Source organism: Acinetobacter baumannii (assembly GCF_009759685.1).
Lineage (GTDB): Bacteria > Pseudomonadota > Gammaproteobacteria > Pseudomonadales > Moraxellaceae > Acinetobacter > Acinetobacter baumannii.
On record NZ_CP046654.1, the window covers coordinates 831,201 to 850,081 of the forward strand.

Annotated in this window: 20 protein-coding genes; 10 read left to right on the forward strand and 10 right to left on the reverse strand. The window is 38.6% G+C overall.

Annotated features, from left to right (window positions below; all coding sequences use genetic code 11):
- Positions 1 to 13: 13 nt before the first annotated feature.
- Positions 14 to 847: a CDP-diacylglycerol--serine O-phosphatidyltransferase gene (pssA, locus tag GO593_RS03875; protein WP_000180205.1), complete on the reverse strand. Its 834-nt coding sequence runs from the start codon at positions 845 to 847 to the stop codon at positions 14 to 16.
- Positions 848 to 888: 41 nt separating this feature from the next.
- A complete protein-coding gene (locus GO593_RS03880) occupies positions 889 to 1,746 on the reverse strand; it encodes a 23S rRNA (adenine(2030)-N(6))-methyltransferase RlmJ (protein ID WP_001109438.1) in 858 nt (285 codons plus the stop codon).
- Between the two features lie 117 nt (positions 1,747 to 1,863).
- Between GO593_RS03880 and GO593_RS03885 the strand changes: the two genes are divergently transcribed.
- Positions 1,864 to 2,469, forward strand: a complete 606-nt coding sequence (locus GO593_RS03885) for a 2OG-Fe(II) oxygenase (RefSeq protein ID WP_000556107.1) — start codon at positions 1,864 to 1,866, stop codon at positions 2,467 to 2,469.
- Positions 2,470 to 2,536: 67 nt separating this feature from the next.
- On the forward strand, positions 2,537 to 3,064 hold the full coding sequence (locus GO593_RS03890) for a hypothetical protein (RefSeq protein WP_000021434.1): 528 nt from the start codon (positions 2,537 to 2,539) through the stop codon (positions 3,062 to 3,064).
- A gap of 46 nt (positions 3,065 to 3,110) precedes the next feature.
- Here GO593_RS03890 and GO593_RS03895 read toward each other — a convergent pair whose 3' ends face one another.
- The 4 genes from GO593_RS03895 to GO593_RS03910 form a co-directional block, all read right to left on the reverse strand.
- Positions 3,111 to 3,356, reverse strand: a complete 246-nt coding sequence (locus GO593_RS03895; RefSeq protein WP_000462893.1) for a DUF2789 family protein — start codon at positions 3,354 to 3,356, stop codon at positions 3,111 to 3,113.
- A 162-nt stretch (positions 3,357 to 3,518) separates the two neighbouring features.
- Positions 3,519 to 4,505, reverse strand: coding sequence for a malate dehydrogenase (locus tag GO593_RS03900; protein WP_000813006.1), 987 nt, complete (start codon positions 4,503 to 4,505; stop codon positions 3,519 to 3,521).
- A 211-nt stretch (positions 4,506 to 4,716) separates the two neighbouring features.
- Positions 4,717 to 5,379 (reverse strand): ribonuclease T2 family protein, encoded by a 663-nt coding sequence (locus GO593_RS03905; RefSeq protein ID WP_000877281.1) that lies wholly within the window; start codon positions 5,377 to 5,379, stop codon positions 4,717 to 4,719.
- Positions 5,380 to 5,436: 57 nt separating this feature from the next.
- The gene (locus tag GO593_RS03910; protein ID WP_000792526.1) at positions 5,437 to 7,380 is read right to left on the reverse strand and encodes a lytic transglycosylase domain-containing protein; all 1,944 of its coding nucleotides are present in this window, start codon (positions 7,378 to 7,380) and stop codon (positions 5,437 to 5,439) included.
- 288 nt (positions 7,381 to 7,668) lie between these two features.
- On the opposite strand from GO593_RS03910, the gene miaB reads away from it, so the two are divergent.
- Genes miaB through ybeY form a run of 3 tightly spaced genes read left to right on the forward strand, consistent with a single transcriptional unit; the run spans position 7,669 to position 10,732 of the window.
- Positions 7,669 to 9,120: a tRNA (N6-isopentenyl adenosine(37)-C2)-methylthiotransferase MiaB gene (gene miaB, locus GO593_RS03915; protein ID WP_000218136.1), complete on the forward strand. Its 1,452-nt coding sequence runs from the start codon at positions 7,669 to 7,671 to the stop codon at positions 9,118 to 9,120.
- Positions 9,121 to 9,157: 37 nt separating this feature from the next.
- Positions 9,158 to 10,246 carry a PhoH family protein gene (locus tag GO593_RS03920; RefSeq protein WP_000122983.1) on the forward strand — a complete coding sequence of 363 codons (1,089 nt, stop codon included), beginning with the start codon at positions 9,158 to 9,160 and terminating at the stop codon, positions 10,244 to 10,246.
- A 9-nt stretch (positions 10,247 to 10,255) separates the two neighbouring features.
- Positions 10,256 to 10,732 (forward strand): rRNA maturation RNase YbeY, encoded by a 477-nt coding sequence (gene ybeY, locus GO593_RS03925; protein ID WP_000703571.1) that lies wholly within the window; start codon positions 10,256 to 10,258, stop codon positions 10,730 to 10,732.
- A gap of 89 nt (positions 10,733 to 10,821) precedes the next feature.
- Here the strand turns inward: ybeY and GO593_RS03930 are convergent, their stop codons facing one another.
- Positions 10,822 to 11,706 carry an energy transducer TonB gene (locus GO593_RS03930; RefSeq protein WP_000914774.1) on the reverse strand — a complete coding sequence of 295 codons (885 nt, stop codon included), beginning with the start codon at positions 11,704 to 11,706 and terminating at the stop codon, positions 10,822 to 10,824.
- A gap of 230 nt (positions 11,707 to 11,936) precedes the next feature.
- On the opposite strand from GO593_RS03930, the gene GO593_RS03935 reads away from it, so the two are divergent.
- From GO593_RS03935 to GO593_RS03945, 3 genes are all read left to right on the forward strand, one after another.
- The gene (locus tag GO593_RS03935; RefSeq protein ID WP_001193957.1) at positions 11,937 to 12,608 is read left to right on the forward strand and encodes a hypothetical protein; all 672 of its coding nucleotides are present in this window, start codon (positions 11,937 to 11,939) and stop codon (positions 12,606 to 12,608) included.
- Positions 12,609 to 12,765: 157 nt separating this feature from the next.
- Complete coding sequence (locus tag GO593_RS03940) at positions 12,766 to 13,479, forward strand: DUF3108 domain-containing protein (RefSeq protein WP_000201548.1); 714 nt, start codon at positions 12,766 to 12,768, stop codon at positions 13,477 to 13,479.
- Positions 13,480 to 13,551: 72 nt separating this feature from the next.
- Positions 13,552 to 14,127 (forward strand): xanthine phosphoribosyltransferase, encoded by a 576-nt coding sequence (locus GO593_RS03945; RefSeq protein WP_000543073.1) that lies wholly within the window; start codon positions 13,552 to 13,554, stop codon positions 14,125 to 14,127.
- 52 nt (positions 14,128 to 14,179) lie between these two features.
- Here the strand turns inward: GO593_RS03945 and wrbA are convergent, their stop codons facing one another.
- Positions 14,180 to 14,773 carry an NAD(P)H:quinone oxidoreductase gene (wrbA, locus tag GO593_RS03950; protein ID WP_001183346.1) on the reverse strand — a complete coding sequence of 198 codons (594 nt, stop codon included), beginning with the start codon at positions 14,771 to 14,773 and terminating at the stop codon, positions 14,180 to 14,182.
- Between the two features lie 287 nt (positions 14,774 to 15,060).
- Here wrbA and GO593_RS03955 point away from each other — a divergent pair, with 287 nt between their 5' ends.
- Positions 15,061 to 16,308: a YihY family inner membrane protein gene (locus GO593_RS03955; RefSeq protein ID WP_000893466.1), complete on the forward strand. Its 1,248-nt coding sequence runs from the start codon at positions 15,061 to 15,063 to the stop codon at positions 16,306 to 16,308.
- Positions 16,309 to 16,328: 20 nt separating this feature from the next.
- On the opposite strand, the gene GO593_RS03960 is transcribed toward GO593_RS03955, so the two are convergent.
- A complete protein-coding gene (locus GO593_RS03960) occupies positions 16,329 to 17,243 on the reverse strand; it encodes a DMT family transporter (protein ID WP_000392665.1) in 915 nt (304 codons plus the stop codon).
- Positions 17,244 to 17,348: 105 nt separating this feature from the next.
- Here GO593_RS03960 and GO593_RS03965 point away from each other — a divergent pair, with 105 nt between their 5' ends.
- Complete coding sequence (locus tag GO593_RS03965) at positions 17,349 to 18,143, forward strand: helix-turn-helix domain-containing protein (RefSeq protein ID WP_000747864.1); 795 nt, start codon at positions 17,349 to 17,351, stop codon at positions 18,141 to 18,143.
- Positions 18,144 to 18,219: 76 nt separating this feature from the next.
- Here the strand turns inward: GO593_RS03965 and GO593_RS03970 are convergent, their stop codons facing one another.
- Positions 18,220 to 18,861, reverse strand: a complete 642-nt coding sequence (locus tag GO593_RS03970) for a fumarylacetoacetate hydrolase family protein (protein ID WP_000857685.1) — start codon at positions 18,859 to 18,861, stop codon at positions 18,220 to 18,222.
- Between the last annotated feature and the right edge of the window lie 20 nt (positions 18,862 to 18,881).

An 18,881-nucleotide genomic window follows, 5' to 3' on the forward strand; every position in this document is an offset into this window, starting at 1 on the left:
ACCTCATCTAATTTTATGTTTTGATGGTCTCGTTATTTTTTTTAGCTAAAAGTGTGGTAACAAAACCTGATAGAGCATAGATGATTGATACAATCAAAATACCCATTGGAATATTATAAGTGATTGCTGCAAAAATCAGTACTACTGGCAACATAACTACAAAAGGAACACGCTTACGATCCATTTGCTTAAATGAGTAATATTTAATATTAGAAATCATAAGTAGTCCCACAACCACCATGATGACCGCATTAATGGTTTGAATAGCAATATCGCGTAAATCAAAAATGAACGGATAATCACGAGCTACCCATACGAGTGAAATAATGATAATCGCGGCGAGTGGACTAGCAATACCAATAAAATAGCGCTTATCAACCACTCCAATCTGAACATTAAATCGTGCTAAACGGAACGCGGCACAAGCGGTATAAACAAAACAGCATGCCAAACCGATACGGCCTAAGTCATGTAGACTCCAGCTATACATTAGCATTGCTGGCGCTACACCAAATGCTAACAAATCTGATAAAGAGTCATATTGCTCACCAAAAGCACTTTGGGCACCAATAGCTCTGGCAACGCGTCCATCTAACCCATCAAATAATGCTGCAAGAAAAATGGCATAAATCGCTTGAGCAAATTCGCCATTCATACTTGCAATAATGGAATAGAAACCAGACAACAAAGCGGCTGTCGTGATTAAGTTAGGCCAAAGGTAAATACCTCTGCGCTTCACTTTTTGTCCTTCCGGATTATCTTCTTCTTCAACCACTTCGAACGTAATCCCATCAAAAGAATGTTCATTATGAGTTAAATCTTGCTCTGGTTTAGGCGCATTTGTCATTATTTTCTATTCCAAACATGTGCATTGATTTAGATTAATTATTACTCACCCACTAACCAACGTACAGCGGCATGACCACCTGTTTCTTGCATACGTAAGTGAGGGAATAACCATTGTAGGGCTTGATCTGCTTGTTCGGAGAACTGCCAAGGTGGGTTAATTACTAATAAACCACAACCATTCAAACCTACAGGTGTGTCATCTGGCCAAACACAAATTTCACAGATTAATTGACGGCGAATTCCAGTTTTAAACATTTTCTTTTCAAAACGTTCAATCATTGCGCGATCTTTAATTGGATACCAAACCGCGAAGACACCTGTTGGCCATTTTTTATAAGCGCTTTGTAAAAGTTCAACCAATTGCGGGAAATCCTTACGCTCTAATTCGTAAGGCGGATCAATCATCACTAAACCGCGCTTTTCCTTTGGTGGAATTACGGCAAGCAAACCTTCATATGCATCACGCTCATGCAAACCTGCACGTTTATCATGAATGTTATGGCGTAATTGTTGAAATACATCACGCTGCATTTCAAATATTGTAGCCTTATCAATTTCACGCATACCTTGTAAAGCAAACCACGGAGAGCCCGGATAACTTCCCTTACCTTCTTGAGCACGTAATTCTTCTACAAGTTTTAGGTATTGCTGGATGGCTTCAGGAGCTTGGCGCTTTTCCATGTCAGAAAGCTGTACAAGACGATGAATACCTGTTAGGAATTCTCCTGACTTTTGTGCAGGTGCCTGAGATAGATCATATTTTCCTGCACCTCCATGCGTATCGATATAACGATAAGGTTTATCTTTAGCATTTAAACGGTTGAGAAGCTGTAGCAAAAGCACATGCTTCATAACATCTGCAAAGTTGCCCGCATGGAAATGGTGACGGTAATTCATGTTGACTTTAATTCCTCAATTCAACGATTAGTTTAACATGAAAAAAATATTCTTTCGTAAGGTTGTGATCATCTAAAATAAGGCTGCTTGATTTTCTTACGATCGATATGAGGTTATATGCACTCTCAACCGCTTCCTGACTGCTGGAATCTGGACCAGATTTTAGATGACTTAAATGCTCATGGTTTCGCAATTGTGAACCAAGCTTATTCTGCTGAATATCATACTCAAGTTGCCAAAGAGTGTAGCCATCACTTTGATGAGTTTCGAGAAGCGGGTATTCAAAATGGTGTGGTGAGTACGATCCGAAGCGATCATATTTTATGGATTAATGAATCTCTTCCTGTTGCTGAGCAGCATGTAGAAACATTAACTTCATTTTGCCAGCATCTAAATCAAGCTTTCTTTTTAGGTATTAAAGAAGTTGAAGCACATTTTGCCTGTTATAACCCAGGTGAATTCTACGCATTACATCGAGATAACCCTCAGCAAAAAAATGATCGTATTATGTCTACCGTTTATTATTTACACCCTCAATGGCAAGATGAGTGGGGTGGCCAATTACGCTTACAAGATAAAAACGATATTTGGCATATCATTACACCAGAGCCTAATCGCTTAGTTATATTCCAGAGCAATTTGCTTCATGAGGTTTTAGTTTCTAAACAGCAACGCCTCTCTATTACTGCTTGGCTTCGTAGCGGAAACTCAATTTGGGTTTAAAAGAAAGCTCTTTAAATTTCTTAAACGGACCCGATATAAAAGATATTGATTAAAAAGGCGAAGGCGTATGTCTATTGAAACAAAAGCGATTGTGTCCAGAATTGGTGAAACAGACCAACTCTATTTAACTGAGAATACGCCCGAGCTTGCTTTGGAGCGTGCAGAATTACGTATGCAGCTCGTTACGTTAAGCCGTGTTCGCCAAGAACAAATTCACTTCTTGCAAGAAGCCATAGTTTTGCTGGAACAAGCTCGTATGGAATATGAAGAAATGCCAATGAGTTTGTATTTAAACCTATCGCTGCATTTAGCTAAAGCTTATATGCTTTATTTTGAGTTAAATAAGGAAAAACGCTTTGCGCTGATTGCTCAGCAAATTTTGAAACCTCTAGCTCATCATCAACATGGCGATATATATTTCTTCTTGGCTTATGCGTCAGCAGCACAGCAAGAGTCTGCACTAACTCGTCATTGGCTCACAAAATATTTATCAACTGCTCAATGTGATCTTGAGTTGCTTCATGAACATCCTATATTTAATCCGGTACGTCATGAACCATGGTATAAAAATTTAATTAAGTTAAGAACTCACTAACTTATTAATGAAAAAGGCCTGTTAACTAACAGGCCTTTTTCATTTGTTATTTTTTCACACTATCTTCATGTAATTGCTCATTCAGCTCATCAATAACTACAATCCACTCATCATCTTTTTCCCAATGACTTTTTAAAAAATCACTTTGACCTTGGGACCAGAAAGAGGCCTCATGTAACTTCTGTTCAGCCGGCAATTGATGCGTTCTGATAAAATTTTCAATATTTGCATCATCAGAATCTAAACCCAATTGCTCAAATAAAAGTTGTAATGTCGGTTGTTGTTCAAACATTGTTATTCTCCCATGGCTTCTTTCCAATAATCTAACAACAATAGATGTGAGTTGCATATCTATGCCTATATTTTCTTGTTGTTTTTTGTGTGTTCTTATTAAATTTCACATATAAAAAAGCACCCTACAAGAGAGTGCTTTCCAACTCATCAAACTGATGAATTATTTTACCATGTCAGCAATTGCTGCACGTTCTTCTTCAAGCTCGTTTAGAGTGAAGTTGATACGCTCACGGCTGAATTCATCGATTTCTAAACCTTGAACGATTTTGTATTCACCGTTTTCAGTTGTTACAGGGAAACCGAACATAACGCCTTCAGGAATACCATAAGAACCGTCAGAAGGAACACCCATAGTTACCCACTTGCCGTTTGTACCAAGTGCCCAATCACGCATATGGTCGATTGCAGCGTTAGCAGCAGAAGCAGCAGAAGACAAACCACGCGCTTCGATAATCGCAGCACCACGTTTACCAACAGTTGGAAGGAATACGTCTTTGTTCCAAGCTGGATCGTTGATCTTGTCTTTTAAGCTTTCACCATTTGCAGTTGCAAAACGGTAGTCAGCATACATCGTTGGAGAGTGGTTACCCCAAACTGTTAATTTTTCGATGTCAGCTACAGCAACACCAGCTTTTTGAGCAACTTGAGTCAACGCACGGTTGTGGTCAAGACGCAACATTGCTGTGAAGTTTTTCGCTGGAAGATCTGGAGCAGATTTCATCGCGATGTAAGCATTCGTATTTGCAGGGTTACCTACAACTAATACTTTAACGTCACGGCTAGCAACTTCGTTTAATGCTTGACCTTGGCCAATGAAGATTTCGCCGTTAACTTTTAACAAGTCAGCACGTTCCATACCAGGACCACGTGGACGAGAACCTACCAATAACGCATAGTCAGCATCTTTAAATGCAACTTTAGGATCATCAGTCCCGATCATGCCAGCCAATAAAGGGAAAGCACAGTCATCAAGTTCCATCATTACGCCTTTAAGCGCTTGTTGTGCTTTTTCAACTGGAACTTCAAGCAATTGTAAAATAACAGGTTGATCTTTACCTAGCATTTCACCGCTTGCGATACGGAATAATAAGCTGTAACCAATTTGACCTGCAGCGCCAGTCACGGCAACACGAACGGGTTGCTTCATGTAATTGTCTCCAATGAGTGTCCTTAATCGGGTTAAGTAGCGATTCTACTTAACCAAATCATCATAAACGGCAAAGATTGTACTCTAAAGAAGTGGCAGATGCATGTAAAAGCGACTCATTTTCACCAAAAGTCTGATAGAAAATACAAATTAACCTTTACAAATAGATTCAATGTATGGTCAGCATTTTTTTATGAAATGGTTGTTGCTTTTAATAACTGCCTTTAATAGTAATTTCGCTTGGGCAGTTAGAGACAACGTGATTTGAGCATTGCTTATATTGACCATTTACCGTGTAACAGACTTTAACTTCTGTTAGTACGACATCAGAGCGTGAGAGCTGACAAGTGAAGCGAATACCATTTTGAGGTAAACTCGGATTAAGCTTGGTAAATTGTTGACGTAATGTAGATTGCTGCATTTCCACATTAGTAGAGCTGGTTAGATTAGCAGGTATTTTTAAACGTTCAGCAAAGTTAATAATCGTACGGAAATATTGACTTGCATTCATAGGCACACAGCCACCCACACTTCTCCAGAGTTGCACACGAGCATTATTGTCTGGCATCACCCGAGCGACCACCTTAGCTTGCAGTGGTGACAGTGTAGCTGAGCTTTGTGTTGAACAGTCAGTTCTGGTGGTTTCAGGCATTAAACCAGTAATCGTAAGCGAATATCCTTCAAGACATTTACGCTGCTTTTGTTTAGAAGGATCTAGCGCACAAACAGCAGGCGTCATCTGTACATGCATAACATAACCTTGCACGTTAACAGGTTCCGCATGTAAAACAGAACTCAACAAACCAACGCTTGCACAGATGATCCACCATGCAAGTTGCGATATTGATTGAAGTCCTAGGTCTCTATATTTCATTTAATTAAAACTTGGTTATGCCAATTAAAAGAATGTTCCATCATTCATCATCTAAAACTAAGGTGATGATCGCGTTGGAATGACTTTCATACGTTGTATTAATGATTGAGCACCTTGACCTAATATCACTCCATAATGCGTCGCATTCGTCATGACATGCTTGACATAATCTCTGGTCTCAAGCAATGGAATGGTTTCTGTATATTGATCAGCCTCAATCGGTTGATAATCAGGTTGCCAACGTCTTGCCCGATTCGGCCCAGCATTATAACCTGCCGTTGCTAAAACAGGGTTATTACTTAATTGCCCTTGAATCATCGATAAATAAAATGTCCCATAACGAATATTGGTGTTCATTTCACTTAACGCTGCCGGATTATATGTTTCTCCCATCTGGCGAGCAATCAACTTTGCCGTATCCGGCATAATTTGCATAAGTCCACCAGCACCTACATGAGAGCGTGCCGAGGTAACAAATCGGCTTTCTTGACGCATTAAACCATAAGCCCAAGCAGGATCAATTCCAGCATTGTAACTATGGCTTACGACATTGGTCTTATGCGGGGTCACATAACGATACGTATCATTATGTTTATTCGTTGTACGATCTGCCGCATAAATCGCGCGGTCATACCATCCCATATCATGAGCACGTTTTGCCGCCGCTAATAGTAATCCATCATCATGCTGAAGATATGCTTGACGAACAGCCCAGTTCCACTCTCGGTTGGTATAAGTTGGGTTGGCATTAATTCGTCTTAAAGTAAATGCACGATTAAAGTGAATATTTTGATCTAGACGGCGTAAATCACTTGCAGTTGGCTCATCATTATACGGCTGATGATTATATCGTACGCCCAAACGGTCTTTTGCAAGAAGGTTGTGATAATCATCCCCACTTTCAGCTAATTTTTTATAAATACGTTGTGCCGTGTTTTTAGAATTACTATCGCCACGTTGCTCTGTCGCACGCGCTAACCAATATTGCCAGCGATCTTCTTGTTTTTGTGAAACCGACATACTATCAATTGCACGAATTAAACTTTCCCAGGCACTAAAACGAATAGCTTGTCGTGCATAAATTTCAGCTTCTTCAGGACTTAACGGATAGCCATAACTTGCGTCAAAATATTGAAGGACTTCACGGTTAAAGTTGTTTTTCATTACCGTAGTTCCACCAATATAGGCTACGGTTCGATAGAGATACTTTTGCACGCTCTCTGGAGTACCTTGCGCTACACGCTGTACATTTGCAAAAGCATTTCCTAAATCATTATTTGCTAATCGGCCTAGTGCAAAAATCAAATAGGCATAATCTACATCATTGGTTTTTGGTGCTGACCACAAGTAATTCAGTGGATTCGCCTGAATCTGATTGAGCTGAGCCAAAGACAAATTCAAACCCAAAGTCTGTGCTGTAGCAAGCGCCTGTCCAGATAAACCTGCACGTAACTGTACCCACAGGCGCTGCTGCTTGTCTTGTGTACTCATTAATGGACTAGACAGCATCATACGGCCGAGTCCAATACATGATTCTGGTTGCGATTCAGTGGCTAACCATACATCTTTATATTCAGCAAAAACTAACGCATCACCACTTTTAGCTCTCACCTGCGCTAAAGCACAATTCTCGGCCTGATCAGGATTCGAAACATAAGGCAAGATTGGTTGTGCAGACGCAAAGTCAGCTTGTTTAACTTTTTCTTCGACATAATCCGCGGCCAGCTTTTCTGCCATAGCAGACTGTGGATAGCGCTGTGCGAAGCTTACAATTGATGTCGGAGATTGAAAGCCTAAATTCGTGTTTAATTTCCAATATTCAGGATAGTAGCCCAACACATCATTTTGCATTGCAAGCTGATATTGATCTAACAATGCAGTATTACCACTATTGGCGGCATTTAGTGCATCGTTAAATTGTTCTTCTGCGGCATAAGATAATGAACAACCAAGTAAACACACAGCTCCTAACCAGCTACGATGTGCATATTTATTTTTCATCACACGACTCTTGTTTGATGAGCTCTTTTTACCTGGTCTCATAAATGCGTTAAATCCTGACTATCCACCTTTAGGCATAGTTTAATTATTCTTCATGCTTTCTTTTGTTGTGTTATGTAACTATCTGATTCAACATCATTAAAATTCATGTCATTTGTCTCCATAAATCATGTGTAGCTTATGGGAGTTTATTGTTATCTGTTCTGCTCAAAATACTGCTATAATGATTGGTTTGACCCGTTTTGGGTCATTTTATTATTTAACTAGATCGATCTGTTAGGAGCCTGCATGACGGTTCAAACCTTCATTCCCAATGGTGCCAAAGCTGCCTCAGAAAACACTGTTACCCAGCCAACGCACACCACTGATGTTTCAATAAAGAAACTATATATTGAAACTCAAGGGTGTCAGATGAATGAGTATGACAGTCACCGTATGGCAGACCTTTTGGGGGATTCTCATGGTTATATGTTAACGAATAACCCTAATGAAGCAGACATTCTGCTCATGAATACTTGCTCTATTCGTGAAAAAGCACAAGAGAAAGTATTTAGTGAATTAGGTCGTTGGCGCAAATTAAAAGAACAAAATCCTGATCTTGTTATTGGTGTGGGTGGATGTGTTGCTTCTCAAGAAGGTGACAATATTCAAAAACGTGCACCTTATGTCGACATGATTTTTGGTCCACAAACCTTACACCGTTTACCGCAAATGCTTGATCAACATCACGCACAAGTGGAAAAGCCGAAAAAAGAAAAAATTAAGCTCGTTGATATTTCATTCCCTGATATTGAAAAATTCGACTTCTTACCTGAACCACGCGTAGAAGGTTTTAAAGCATTCGTTTCTATTATGGAAGGTTGCTCTAAATACTGTTCTTTCTGTGTTGTTCCATACACTCGTGGTGAAGAAGTTTCACGTCCACTTGATGATGTTCTTGCAGAAATCGCAGGTCTTGCTGAAAAAGGTGTCCGTGAAATCAGCTTACTTGGTCAAAATGTAAACGGATATCGTGGCGAAACATTCGAAGGTGGCATTTGTACCTTCCCTGAATTGTTACGACTCGTTGCAGAAATTCCAGGTATTGGCCGTTTACGTTATACAACTTCGCATCCGCTTGAGTTCTCTGATGAACTTATTCAGTGTTATGAAGATTTACCTCAAATGGTTTCACACTTACATTTGCCAGTACAAAGTGGATCTAACGATGTACTCAAAGCAATGAAGCGAAATCACACGATTGATGTATACATCGATAAGATTGCCAAGTTACGCAAAATACGTCCTGATATGCATTTATCGAGCGATTTCATCATTGGTTTCCCTGGTGAAACGGATGAAAATTTTGCAGAAACATTGCAATTTATCAAAGATTTAGACTTTGATCATTCTTATAGCTTTGTTTATTCAAAACGCCCGGGTACACCAGCATCTGACTTACCAGATACAACCCCTGAACACGTTAAAAAAGAACGTTTAGCACAAGTTCAACAAGTCATTAAGCAATCTAGTATTGAAAAAACTGACGCAATGCTTGGCAAAATTGAACGTGTACTTATTGAAAAAGTATCTGATCAAGACCCTAATATTTTAGTAGGTACAGCAGACAATACACGTTTAGTGACTTTTGTAGGCGATGCATCGTGGGTTGGTCGTTTTGCAGAGATTGAGATTACTGAAATTAAAACTTTAAATTTAGTTTACGGTGAACTCTTGAATCTTGAGCCTGACGTGGCGTAATGTAGAGGTATTCTAAAGTCTACTGAAAGGTTTTCTCTTGACTGCAGCGATTCGACGTACCGTAACATTTCCTGAAATTTCAATGGAACGTTTAAAGAGCATCTTGGGTGCCTATAATGGGCACCTTAAGCAAATTGAACAGCGTTTAGATGTCAAAATTACTCATCGTGGAGATGTTTTTTACATAGATGGTGAGATAGATGCTGTTGGGAGAGCCGAAGCGTTATTGCAACGACTCTACGAAGAAACAGAGGCGTCCCAACAAATCAGTGCTGACCTGTTACACCTCTTGATTCAATCTTCGCAAACTGAACGAAACTTTGAACTAGTTGGCGAAGAAATGGATGAGCATGATGCGCCCATGGATGTCTATTTCCAGACTCGAAAAGGTCGCATTAATCCACGTGGTGCCAATCAAAAACGCTATGTACAACGTATTTTACAAAGCGATATTTCTTTTGGTGTAGGCCCTGCTGGTACAGGTAAAACTTATTTAGCAGTTGCTGCCGCAGTGGACATGTTAGAACGTAATGAAATCCAGCGCATTTTACTTGTCCGCCCTGCGGTAGAGGCAGGAGAAAAGCTCGGTTTCTTACCTGGTGATTTAACCCAGAAAATCGACCCATATCTACGTCCTCTTTACGATGCCCTTTACGAAATGCTGGGCTTTGAAAAAGTAGCCAAGTTAATCGAACGTCAAGTGATTGAAGTTGCACCACTTGCTTATATGCGTGGTCGTACTCTTAACCATTCATTTGTGATTTTGGATGAAGCTCAAAACACTACACCAGAACAAATGAAAATGTTCTTGACCCGTTTAGGTTTTGGCTCTCGTGCAGTGATTACAGGTGACATTACCCAAGTAGATTTACCTCGAGGCCAACAATCTGGTTTGGCACACGCTCTTCGCGTACTTGAGAACATTAAAGAAATTCATATTACCCGTTTCCATTCCCGCGATGTAGTACGCCATCAACTTGTTCAAAAAATTGTTGAAGCTTATGAGGGTTGGGATGGTGAACAACAGCGTCTTAATGCTGAAGCACGTGCCGAACGTAAAGCACGCCAAGAAGCATTAATTGCTGAAAACGATACAGCAGCAGACTTGCAACATCAGGATGCTTAAGGATTCATTTTGAAAATCAGTTTAAGTTTACAACAAGACTTTCAATCTCCTGAGTTAGAGCTCAAACGGGCTCAACTCAAAAAAATTATTGAGACAACTTTACGCCACGTTGGCTATAAAGAAGATTGCGAAATTGGTATCGCATGTGTTGATTTGGAAGAAAGCCATCAACTTAACTTGCAATATCGAGAGAAAGATAAGCCAACTAACGTTCTGTCTTTTCCAAGTGATATTCCTGAAGAAGTTTTACCAATGCTCGACGCATTACCGTTGGGTGATTTAGTAATTTGTATTCCAGTGGTATTACAAGAGGCTTTGGAACAAAAGAAAACCGCACAAAATCATTTTGCGCATCTTTTAGTTCATGGGGTTCTACATTTACTTGGTTATGACCATGAAACAAGTGATGAGGATGCTGAAGAAATGGAAGGTTTAGAGATCGAAATCTTAGCTAAACTCAATATTGCCAACCCATATCAGGAATAATCAAATTCCCTCATACGATTAAGAACGCAGTCAGCTTCTTAATACATTTTAAAAATGTGGATATCCTAAAAGTTATCCACATTTTTTCATTAATGAACTTCAAATTCAGCTTCAGCTGGATCAAAACGCCATGTACGAATAATACGAAGTTCCGAAATATCTTTCATATTTGCATCAAAACGGCCAAACGGCGCTCCACGCCGTACCGATGCCTTTGCTGCTTCATCTAGAACTGGATGACCTGAGCTTTCAAGCAAACGAATTGCACGAATTCCCCCTTGAGCATTCAAAATTACCATAAGGCGAACTTCACCTTTTAACTGTTGCTGTTTCGCTTCTTCTGGATAATAACGGTTGCCATAAAGCTCTACTTTTTCACGAAATTTATCTAGATAAGCTGCTGACGCATCTTTCTTGGCCTGAATACCATCTACTGTTTTTATCTTTTGTTGGCGACTAAAATCTTGCTGACGTTGTAAATACTGAGCTTCAAGACTCGCTACCATGGCAGCTTTTGCCTGAAACTGACTTTGTAATTGTTCAAGTGCTTTTTTTCTTTGGCTCTCCTCTGCTTGTTTCTGCCAACTCAATACAGTCATGAGTACTTTTTCTTCAAATTTAAGTTCTCTTTGTTGCTGCACTTTTTCTAAAGTTTCTAGCTGAGCTTCTCCTGTTGAAGCATCACTTGGCATAGGCGCTGGAGAGTTACTCGACATCCGATGAGCTTCCCGAAAAGCCCCTGAACCTTGTTGATCAGCTTGGGCTAAAAAGTCTGCATGCTTGATCACATCTTCAGTAGGACGAATCGATATTGCAATTTCTTTAGTCGATTGTTCTGACGGCGCAGGCATCGCAAAATGGATGAGCAACACAAAAATATGCAGTAAGATTGCTAATATTATTGCAGCGATAAAGACTCGGTCTTGCCACCAATAATAAAAAGGCTCTATGGATAGACTTCTTTTTTTCAACATAATCTTAAAAGCATATAGATGCCTTTTCCCCACGGTATTACCGAATAAAACACAAACTGATATTCAAATATGGATAAAAGTGTGATTCACTTCAAATATTGATATTTATCCATTTTCATTTTGTCAAAATGTATCAATTAAATTTGTTACACTGCAATATCAAAACCTGTTTTTTATCATAATAAAGATTGTGTGGATTCTTTAGTAAATCATCTTCTGGAAGTTCTTTTATGCAAACGCTATTTTCCTCATTAGTCAAACGTCTTCATAAAGTCTACCGAAAAGCTGAAGCCTTCATTGAGGAAGAAAGAGATTTTACATTATCGCAAACTTTTCTAAATGCCACCTTAGAACGCTACGTGACTAATAATGTCGAGTTTTTAGATGATCTACATGCAGATCTTTATCATGACTGGTTAAGACTCTATGCCACAATGCATGTTAAAGGTTTAGAGACCACTTTGTCGGTCGACTTAAAACTTATCCAGATGGAATTTAATAAAGAACAACAACTTATTGTTTTTGAGCAAATTAGTAACACGCAAATTGTAGAAGCTAAATATAAAAATTTCTGGCAAAAAATTGCTGTAAAAGCGGCTATTTTTTACTATCACAAAATTCTAAAAAAAGATCCATTAGGCATGATTCTGGAGCGATTTGATGTAGCCCAAGAAAAAGATGACCTGATCTTCTTAGACCTTAACCGTTGGTTTGCTAAAAAGGCCAGTATTATTGAAACTTTAGGCAAGGTTCATATCAACTATGCACGAGTACGTGAAGCAGAATTAGTTGTTTTTGGTAATGTTAATCTGGCTGCTTTACTTTTCCGTGATCAAGATGATGATTCTGAAGATGAACTTGAAGACACTGAAATTACGCCAATACAGCAAAAAGATGTATAACAACGGTATGAACTAAAGAAATTCACTGTTAAAAAACACAAAGAGATTACATATTTAGCATAAATCCTGATTTTTTCTCCATGATCAACAGGCATAATATGCAAAAGTCATAGATGCATCAGCACTGACCTATCAGTCTGTACAAGGATATTTACTTATGGCAACAAAATTTCTGAAATCATTCAGCATCGCAACTGGTATTTCGACAACTTTGCTTATTGCAAGTTTCTCTAGCCATGCACTTGCCATGAGCCCATTTCAGGCAAATTATCAGTTTACCTACAATAATAAAGGTATGGGTTCAGCGACACGTGCATTGAGTCAACAAGGCAATAACTGGACTTATCAATTCACAGCAAAAGCAGGTGGAATCGCTTCTGCAAGTGAAACAAGTAAATTTAGTTTTGCAAACGGTAAAATTGGTTCACAAAGCTTTAGTCGTACCAGTAAAATTTTGATTCATAACAACACAATGAGTATTAATTTTAATCCTGGCAATAAGACTATTAGCACGAAAAAAGACGATAAAGCGCGCTCATTTGCTTGGCAGGCAGGTGTGCTTGATGAGCTAAATGCAGAATTACAGATTCGTGAAGATTTAAAAAATGGTTCACTTAAATCGTCTTACCCTCTAGCAGATGCAAAAGAAGTTGAAAATCGTCGTTTTGTTAAACAAGGCAACGAGAAAATTAAAACCTCTTATGGCACATTCGATACCGTAAAAGTTGTTTTACAACATAAGAAACCTGAGCGCAGCACAATTTTCTGGCTAGCACCGAAATTAGACTACCTTCCAGTCAAGGTAAGTCATATTGATGGCAAAACATCTTATGGTTTGCTATTAACAAGTTATACAGGTAAAACGAATTAAAGCTTGCATTTTTTCGGATGCTTTTTAAAATACGCATTTGCTTTAAAAAGCATCCGTCTAGAGGATTCTCCCGTGCACGCACTAGAACAGAAAATCTTAACAGAAGGTATCGTTCTATCTGATCAAGTGTTGAAAGTCGACGCTTTCTTAAATCACCAAATTGACCCTGTACTCATGCAGCAGATTGGTAAAGAATTTGCCACTCGCTTTAAAGATGCAGGGATTACCAAGATTATTACCATTGAAGCTTCAGGTATTGCGCCAGCAATCATGGCAGGTTTAGAACTTGGTGTACCTGTGATTTTTGCTCGTAAATATCAATCGCTTACTTTAAAAGACGATTTATATCGCGCTAAAGTGTTTAGTTTCACTAAACAGACAGAAAGTACCATTGCCATTTCAAATAAGCACATCAACTCAAACGACAAAGCCTTAGTGATTGATGACTTCTTAGCAAATGGTCAAGCTGCGCTTGGTTTGATTGACTTAATTCATCAAGCAAATGCAGAAGTTGTAGGTGTGGGTATTGTGATTGAAAAATCATTCCAACCAGGCCGTGATTTATTACTTGAAAAAGGTTACCGCGTTGAGTCATTAGCGCGTGTTCAATCACTTGCTGATGGCACAGTAACTTTTGTAAAAGAATAAAATAGTTTAAATAAAAAAGAGCGGAAACCCGCTCTTTTTTATTGCCATAAATTTAAGAATGAAGTTTTTTTACGATTTCGCCTAAACGCTTCCCTTGTGCTTCACATAAATTTTTTTCATCTTGGCTTAAATTTTGGTCATGTCTTGGACCGCTCACGTGGCTTGCGCCATAGGGAGTCCCACCTGTTTTAGTATTCGACAAAGCCGGAATAGAGTTTGGTAATCCTAAAATCATCATACCGTGATGAAATAATGGAGGTAACATCGTTAATAACGTACTTTCTTGCCCACCATGCATTGAACCAGAAGAAGTAAAAACGCATGCTGGCTTATTATGTAAAGCACCATTTAACCAAAGGCTTGTAGTCTGATCCCAAAAATATTTCATTTCGCTTGCCATATTACCAAAGCGAGTTGGAGACCCTAGCGCTAAGCCTGCACAATTGGCCAGTTCCTCTAAAGTACAATAAATATCACCTTCTTCAGGAATGCTTGGCTCAGCTTCTGTTACCACTGTTGCAATATTAGGTACTGTGCGAATTTTTACATTCATACCTGCCGATTCAACACCATTCGCAATAAGGTGCGCCATTTCTTTAGTTGAACCATATTTACTGTAATAAAGCACAAGAATGTAAGGTTGCATCGGTTTCACGAATTTTGTTAAAAAGAACACTATACGGTATTTTTTGTTTTTTTGGCGTAGCCAATTTTATGGAATTCTAGAGGTGATTGATTTTTAAGGGCACAGTAACAAATATCGGTAAAAGCTTTTTACTACCTTTTGTTACGATGATACATACAGAACTTTCAGAATACTTTTTTATTCTTTAGGTTAAAGTTTACCCACATCAACGATAGTGTTCTCAACCGAATACACTGGTGAATATCAATCACCCACATCATGATTAAAAAAATCGGGATAGATGACGCATGTTAGAACGTTTTTTGAAGAAGCTTCCTTTTTATAACAAGACCTGGTTTCAATTTATTTTATTCGTAATTAAGCGTTTTGAAGCGGATCGTTGCCGTGAACAAGCCGGCTCCCTCACCTATACGACTCTTTTTGCCGTTGTACCTATGTTAACGGTATTTTTAGTTATTATTTCTTCAATTAAGGCATTGGAACCTGCCAGACAACAGTTACAGCACTTAATCTACAGTAATTTTTTACCTAAAAGTACGATTGCTTTTGATAAAGCTCTTAATGCTTTTACCGAAAAGTCCAGTAATTTAACTGTAATTGGTGTGCTATTCCTCTTTGTCACAACAGTTTTAATGCTTACTTCAATTGAAACCGTTTTTAACCGAATATGGCGAGTAAAAGAAACCCGTAGCGGTATTGTAGGCTTTATGCGTTACTGGACTATTATTTCACTTGGTCCAATTATTTTAGGCAGTGCATTTGTTATTTCATCAACTGTTGCTTCCATGAATTTATTAAGCAATAACTTCACAGGTTATCAACTTGATGGCGCCTTTTTACTCTGGCTCATTTCTTTTGTTCTCACAATTTTAGGTTTTTTTATTTTATATTGGACTATTCCCAACCGCACAGTTCCCCTATATGCAGCAGCAATTGCTGCATGCTTAAGTGCTGCATTATTTGAGACACTCAAAAATTTATTTAGCTTTGTTATGTCAAATTTCACCAGTTATGAAATCATATATGGTGCGTTTGCAGCAGTACCTATTTTCCTATTATGGGTCTTCTTATCTTGGAATATTGTATTGCTTGGTGTCGAGGTAAGTTTTGCTCTTACCGCTTTTCATTCAGGCAAAGAGCAAAAAAGACATCCGGTTTTAATGCTGCTCGATATCTTGGAATTGTTCTATAAAAAGCAAAAACTTGGTGAAAGCGTAAGTGATAAAGAAGCATTAGAAATTTTAGGTCGTGGTGAAGTTGGTCGCTGGCCTGCTTATGTTCTCTTACTAGAAGAGCAAAATCTGGTTAAACGTACCGATAAGGATGAATATGTTTTGGTCCGCAATTTATCTCAAGTCGACTTTTGGAGCTTCTTCACTGCACTGCCTTATCCATTACCTTTACGTCAGGATGTATCAAATGTGCATGATGATGACGAATGGATGGAAAAAATTGGCCCAGCTTTAGTAGAGTCTAATGATTATTTAGCTGCAAAGCTCTCTATTCCACTTTCAACAATTTTCGAAGAGAAATAATACTCAACTAAAGTGAGGGCTTAGCTGCTGTTAGCTTTGCCCTGCTTTAGACTCATGATGACTATTCCTGACAACACTAAAATACTTCCAAAAATAAATTTAATTTCTAGTTTTTCCTCTAATAACAAAATACTAAATAACACACCAAATAATGGGGTTAAAAAAGAAAATATCCCTAATCGTGATGCAAGATAATTTCTTAATAACCAAAACCATAATAGTAAACTTGCAAAAGATACGATTAAAGTTTGAAAGCTTAAGCTTAAGATCGCTAAAGTGGTGAAATGAATTGTTGTTTGATTTGTTAAAAAAGCGATTAGTAAGAGTAGAACAAAACAGCCAAATAGTTGATAAAACAATGTTTGAGTTGCCGGCGCTTGAGCTAAAGGAGATAAACGAACAATAATTGTACTGAGTGCCCATGCAAGCCCAGCCATAAGTGCATATAAATCGCCTAACAAAACTTGTGCTAGAGCTGGCGCATTTGTAGCTGTGCTTGTTGGGTAAAATGTAAGAATGATCCCCATAAAAGCCAGAGCAATGCCACCCCATTGTGCTCGATTCAGACGTTCAGTGGGAAATTTCCAATGAAGCCCTAATGCAACAAAAATTGGAGCGGTATACAGTAAAACTACTGTATGAGAGGTAGAGGTAAACTTTAAGGCTTGAGTGACGAAATAAAATTCTAATGAAAAAAATAAAGCAATAAGAGCGCCAGCTTTGCATTGTTTATAAGAAAATAGATGAATCGAATGATCTCGCCACAATAAAGGTAAAACTAGAACAGCAGATAAGCCGGAACGTAAAGCGATTTGCATAATCGGCGAAATATCTGGTGCTGCTATTTTCAGAACCACCTGTTGCAGCCCTAAGACCATACATAAAAGCACCATTAAAGCCGAAGCTCTAGTATCCAGATTTTTGCGCTCTTCCATTTAGCACCTTTATTTATAGCGAAAAATCTGACTATAGAACTGTCTTATTTAGATGATATAGTGAAAAACAGACAAGACATAAGTAATTTCAGGCAATTTTCAAAGATGAAAAAATCAGCTCAACGTGTGCAGGATTTTCAGGAAATTCCGGCTCATAACGCAATTCCTGATTTGCTTTGGTTCCGTGTTCGTAATGCACCCGCAGAAACAGTTTATCCTCAACATGCGCATGCATGGGGTGAGTTTATTTATGCGTTTAGTGGTGTACTCGAAGTTAATATTGATCAAATTAATTATTTAACCCCGCCACCTTATGGTATTTGGCTTCCTCCTTATACCAAACACAGTGGTATTAACCGCAACGAAGTGACTCATGCAACTTTATATGTTCATGAAAGTCTGTGCCAAAAGTTACCGCAGAAAGCTGGTATATTATTAACTTCCCCACTTGTACCTGCTTTACTCGATCACTTGAGGCAAAACCCACAAAATGAAACCCAAGTCGAATATATACGCCTACTCCAAGTTTTATTAGATCAACTGATGCAGGCTGAATTAGTGGGTAGTTATTTACCTACAACAGATCATCCAGCTTTAGCAAAAATTCTAAATGATTTACATCAATGCCCTGCCGATAACAGCACCTTGCAAGAATTAGCTGAACGAATAAATATGACTGAAAGAACATTGGCACGTTACAGTCAAAAAGAGCTGGGAATGTCTTTACATGAATGGAGGCAACGATTAAAAGTAATGAAAGCAATGACCATGCTTAATCAAGGAAAAACCATAGAAAGTATCGCTTTTGATTTGGGCTATGCCAGCGCATCGGCATTTATTTATATGTTTAAACGTTGGATGGGTTTTACCCCAGACCAGTTCCGAAAGCTCTATCAATAAATTAATTTTGAGTATAATAAAAAAACCCTATTATCCGGTTAATAATAGGGTTTAAAGTTTAATAACTTAAATAAAATTATGCTTTAACAAATGTTTCCCAAACAAAATCTTGAGTAGCACCTTTCAAAGTCATTTTTAACTGATCGCCAGCATTTAATGGCCCTACACCTGCGGGTGTACCCGTCATAATGACATCACCTGGCTCAAGTGAGAACACCTGATTAATATCTACTAAAAGATAAGCAATATTAAACATGAGCAAAGCAGTATTACCGTCTTGACGTAATTCATCATTAATATGGAAAGTAAATCTAGTCTCTTCCCAGTTCGTGATTTCACTTACATCTACCCAGTCTGCAAGCACACACGAGCCATCAAAAGCCTTTGCTCTTTCCCAAGGTTGGCCTTTATCTTTTAACTCATTTTGCAAGTCACGTAATGTTAAATCCAATCCTAAAGTCACTGCACCAATGGCCTGCAATACTTTTTGCGGATCAGTTTCTCCTTTTAGTGGCTGATCAATGCGTAAAACAAATTCGCATTCGAAATGACAACTACCCCACGCAGGATTCCATGAAATGCCTTCATCTAAACCAATCAAACTACTTGGTGGTTTGATAAATAACACCGGACGTCCTGGCATTGCATTGTTCAGTTCTTTTACATGATCAGCATAACTTCTGCCCACACAAACGATTTTTGAAGGACGTGTTTTCATGAAGCTTCCTTTATTGTTGC